Here is a 4,972-nt window from a genome sequence, read left to right as displayed (position 1 = left end):
AATGTAATCTTTAGTTGAAAGTGACTAATACGTAACATGGCCTGAAATGCCCGAAACTGCTGGCATGGAGCACATTTTTCAAAATTCGCGATACAGAAAAGGTAAGCCACAGCCAGCGCTTATTCATAAGATGATTAATCGCAGCGCCTCAAACGTTTTTTATGGTACGATGGGACAATGTCTTGTTGGACATATAAAAAACGTAGGAGGCGCTATATTTATTGGAACTGAGGATTATCAAGCTCGAATCTGAAACCGTTATCACCCTTTTGGATGATAACATGAGACTGGTGAAACCAGTACAAGCTTTTCTGAGGTATCAGAAACTTCGCGGAATGGCTCTAAACACCATGAAAGCGTATGGGCGGGATCTGAAAATCTATTGGGACTTTTTGAATCACTGCCATTATGCGTTTGATGAGATGACGGTCAGAAAACTGAGTGAATTCGTGGAGTACCTTAGAAATCCGGACTGTTCCGACACCCTGTCCCTTTTCACGACCAGTTGCCGGACTCCGCAAACAATCAATCACATTTTGGGAACGGTACATTGCTTTTACAAGTACTGCGGAATCATGAGCCAAATCGACAATCCAATTTTAATGAGGGATGTCAATAGGCCGCGCGACATGTTTAAAAGCCTTCTCTACCATGCGCGGCAGGATAATCAGACGAAGCAATCTGTCTTTAAGGTTAAAGAAAGCAGGCATACTGTACATCTGGTACCGCCTTCAGATGTGGTGGCTCTTTCGCAGCATCTGCATACGACAAGGGATCGGCTGATTTTAAAGATTCTGAATCTTACAGGAGCGCGGATCTCAGAAGTTCTGAATTTGCAAATTGAAGATATTCCGTATCCTGATTCCAGCAAGCAGATTGGTGCACTCACCGATATCAAATCCAAAGGATGTCGCCGAACGCTGTATTTACCTCTGTTCCTTTTGGAGGAAATTGATCAGTTCATTCTGGAAGAAAGAAGCCTGATTGAGACAGAGCACAGCTATATTTTTGTATCCTTAAAAAAAGAATGCTATGGACAGCCCTTAACCTACCAGGCAGCATATGGCACCTTTCATTCCGCTATGCAAAAGGCGGGAGTCTTTTTTCACTTTCACGATTTAAGGCACACCTTTGTCAGTGCCCTTGTCGAAAGCGGCATGGACATCAGCGTTGTGAGAATCATTGCCGGACACAAACAAATCGCTACCACACAGCAATACACGCATCTTTCCAACCGATATCTGTATGAAAGCCTGAACAAGTACTGGAGCCGCCGTTCCGCTTCAGGGGGTGCTCTCAATGGAAAATGATATACGGGACGGCGAGGTCTGGAAGTTGACTGATATGGACGAACACTCGCAAAACTACGGCAGGCAATTCCGATTTGATTTTTCGTATATAACATCCAAGTCAATGAAAGAAGTTATTCAGGGATACGTCCGGCAGCGCCATCAAACGCAAAGCATAACATTATACAAGCTCTATTGCGAACTGGGGAAATTTAAACATTTTCATAAATTCGCAGTCAGGCATGGAGTGACGTCCTTCAAAGCGCTGAATAACGACGATATTTGTTTCTTTATCGCATACTTGAGAACGGAAATATCCGCAGCTACGAAAAAGCCGTTAGCCTATGCGTATCAAAAAACATGTCTGGATGTCGTTAAGAACCTTATTCGCTGGGGACAAATCCACATGCCGGACCATGTTCCTGAAAATGAAATTTTCATTGGCAACGAGTATCATGGTACGAACAGCAAGCTTCATATTGATTTCATTCCGGACAAAATCATGGCGCAGATAGCGGCGGCCTTACCCGCCGAACCAAACCTTTATGTCAAATATGGAATCATTATCCTGCAATCTACGGCGATACGCATTGAAGATATGCTGCAACTGAAAATCGGCTGCCTTCAGCCCCATCCGATCAACGGCTATACGCTTGCGTGGTATGATCACAAAAACCGGAAGGAACGTCCTCCGCTGCCAATACCAAATGAGTGTGCTATAGCTATAGAGCATTTAATGGAGTATTTCAAAATGTTGCGTGAGCAGGCCGCTGACGACATGCGTGAATTTATGTTTCTAAAGCAGTGCAAAAGCGGATCGCGCAAGGGAGAAACTGTTCTTTTAAGACAATCAGAATACAGGAAACTTTTATCCGATTTTGTCGCCCGTCACAACATTCTGGACGAATACGGTGCACCTTTTCGGCTTACCCCGTTGAAATTCAGGAGAACACTGGCAACCGACATGCTGTCAAAAGGAACCAATATCAAGGTCATACAGGAGATGCTCGGACATACCGCCCCCTCCACTACGAAAATGCACTATGCCGATGTAAAAGATCGGGAACGGGCGGAGCGCTTTCAGGCAATCGGCATAATCGGAGATGTCAATCAGGTTGACCGGTCTGTGATACCGGATGAAGCCGAACTGCGATGGTTTCAGAAAAATCAAGATGGCTGCGCCAAAATGTGCGACGGTTATTGCACCAAGCCGTTTCAAAGCGGAACCGTTTGCGATCGGCTGTTAAGGCGGCAGAAATGTTACACCTGCAGTCGGTATATCACTACTCCGGAATATCTTGAATACCACAAAGCCTATTTGCGTTCTCTGGAGCAGCAATTGGAGGATAACCCATACGGTCACCACTACGCGGAGCATTTTCTCGGCACCGTTCGGGCTCTGAAAGAAATTATTTACAGATTGGAGGAAATGCAGAATGCCTGAGATTTTGATGCTGCCACCTGTTGATCAGGGTACTGATTACGACCATATTGTTATCGGAAATTCAAAGTTTACCGATGATATGTGGGATATGTCTCCCTTTATTCCGCGAAAAAATCTGGCCAGCACACACAAACATATCCGTTTCGGATACATCCAAAATGAAGAAATGAAATGGGTTGTAAAACAATTTGCCTACTACAGGCTCAGCCAGATCAAACCCTTTTCCGTTCACCATGAGATCAATGGCGTTCTGCCGGCATTCATCGAATACTGTAAACTCAACAGCATCGGCAGCTTTCGGGAAATCACCAAAGAAATATTTTTGGATTATGCACTGTGGCTGAAAGACATCAGGCAATACAAGCAGACAGTCGGCTTCAAGCGCTCCCGCATTGTGCAGCAGATTATACAGATCGGGCAAATCAAAGGATGGGCCGTTACACAGGAAAATCTTTTTCTGCAGACATCGGCCTGTGGCCTTTGGGGCTCCAGAAGCGCGTGGGGCAAAAAAGCAGATAAATTCAAACCGATTCCGGAGGAAATTTTCAATAAAATCCTCTTTTACGCTGTGAACAGGGAAACGGATATTCTGACAAAAGCAGGGATCATCATTCAAAGCCAGACCGGCCTGCGGATCAATGAGGTTCTTTCCATCCGGGAGGGCTGCGTCCATGTCACCGATGATGGTCACGCCTATATGGAAGTCCTGCTGAGCAAGACGGAACGGGCGGAACCGGTTGTACACAAGGTTTTTATCAACCAATTGGTACAGGACGTCATTCGGGAACTAAGCGATTACTCCGAACCGTTAAGGCGGGAAAGCGGCCTCCATGAGCTGTTTTTAACCAGATCCCAACCTTTTCACAACAAAGTCGTCGTATACAAAACCGATCTGTATGGAGTCATGCGCCTCAAGCCGTTTATCAGGCGCTGGGATATCCGGGATAACCAAGGTAACCTTTATCCGTTGACAAGTCATCAATTCAGGGCCACTTATGTGCGTGAACTGATCAAGCGTAAAATGCCCATTGCCTACATTATGAAGCAGTTTTCCCATGTTTCCATTGAGATGACTTCGCATTACCTCACCTTACAGGAAGAAGAAGTAAAAGAAATCTACTCGGAGGTGATTTTGAGTCCCAAAGCGAAGCTGGCCGGGTTGAGAGCTGCTGAAATACGCGGCAAACTGGATACATGCTTTAAAGGACGGACAGAACAGGAAATTGAGGATGTTGTCTCGCAGCTGTCTAAATCCATGAGTTTCAACCCTTTGCCAAACGGCGTATGCCTGTATGATTTCAGACGGGGCAACTGCACGGATGGCGAGGGTTGTTTTTTCTACAACTGCCCCAACTACGTTACGGAGGCCAGTTTTTATCCGGTGCTGCGTACGGAATTGGATTTGATGGAACAGGAGATGACACGGTTTCAGGCATTAGGCCGCGAAAGAGACTGGCAGCGTCAATATGTCAAGTACAGATATTTAAAGCCTTTGGTAGAAAGTTTGGAGGTACAGATCAATGGTTAAGAAAGAAATTCGAAGAAATACGGAAGGTTTGAAAATCTGTGCTGACAGAAAAAGATGTGAAACGGTTGCCAGAGTCAACACAGCAATTGATCGCCTAAAACGGGCTAAAAACAAATCTATCAATTTCAGTACCGTGGCTGTGGAAGCCGGTGTATCAAAGGCTACGCTTTACAATCATCCTATCCTGAAAGAACGCATCATGAGCCTTCGGGCAGCCAAAAAGCTGCCCGAAGGCCATTGCGGTATGGGCTCAGAACAGAAGGACAAAAACAGACAGCTGCGTTTGAAAATTCAACGTCTGCAGAAAGATAAAGAAAATCTGATTTTGCAGTTGTTGGAGTTGGAAGCTTTAAAGGGTGAAAACCATCGTTTGCGTGAGCAATTATCCAGAATTCAGCAACAAAGTACCTGCTCTATTCAGAAACCGGGCAGGCATTTAAGCAGAAAGGAAAGTGGTATGATTATTGATGAAAATTATGTTCAGCAGTTGCGGGAAAGTACTTTTCGTGAAATTTCAGCTAAGGCTGAGGAAGAAATCTTAAAGCAATTTGGCGGTCAAAGGATCGGCGATTTATTCACGGAACAGGATATTTACGAACAGATTCGTAAGATTCTCGCAACGTGTTAGACGTCGGGCGGTGTCTAATGTGTGGATTATCCTGCTACAATCAACGGTTGTACCATGTTAGACATCCGCCAGCTAAAGATAAA

At 45.1% G+C, this 4,972-nt stretch carries 4 protein-coding genes; all 4 read left to right on the top strand.

Annotated features, from left to right (window positions below; genetic code table 11):
- The first annotated feature begins 221 nt into the window (after positions 1-221).
- From RT018_RS15560 to RT018_RS15545, 4 genes are read left to right on the top strand one after another with little or no spacing between them, the layout of a single operon-like run.
- Entirely contained in the window at positions 222-1,310 is a 1,089-nt protein-coding gene (locus tag RT018_RS15560) for a tyrosine-type recombinase/integrase (protein WP_312943225.1), read from the top strand.
- Complete coding sequence (locus RT018_RS15555; protein WP_312943224.1) at positions 1,300-2,733, top strand: tyrosine-type recombinase/integrase; 1,434 nt, start codon at positions 1,300-1,302, stop codon at positions 2,731-2,733. Before RT018_RS15560 ends, RT018_RS15555 begins: the two co-directional genes overlap by 11 nt.
- Positions 2,726-4,261, top strand: a complete 1,536-nt coding sequence (locus RT018_RS15550; RefSeq protein WP_312943223.1) for a tyrosine-type recombinase/integrase — start codon at positions 2,726-2,728, stop codon at positions 4,259-4,261. The genes RT018_RS15555 and RT018_RS15550 overlap by 8 nt, the downstream gene beginning before the upstream one ends.
- Positions 4,254-4,889 (top strand): hypothetical protein, encoded by a 636-nt coding sequence (locus RT018_RS15545; protein ID WP_312943222.1) that lies wholly within the window; start codon positions 4,254-4,256, stop codon positions 4,887-4,889. Before RT018_RS15550 ends, RT018_RS15545 begins: the two co-directional genes overlap by 8 nt.
- Positions 4,890-4,972: the final 83 nt, after the last annotated feature.

The sequence above is a fragment of the Oscillibacter sp. genome (genome assembly GCF_032060045.1).
Taxonomy (GTDB): domain Bacteria; phylum Bacillota; class Clostridia; order Oscillospirales; family Oscillospiraceae; genus Oscillibacter.
Note: the sequence above shows the minus strand (reverse complement) of the source record. Positions and strands in the feature narration are given on the sequence as shown.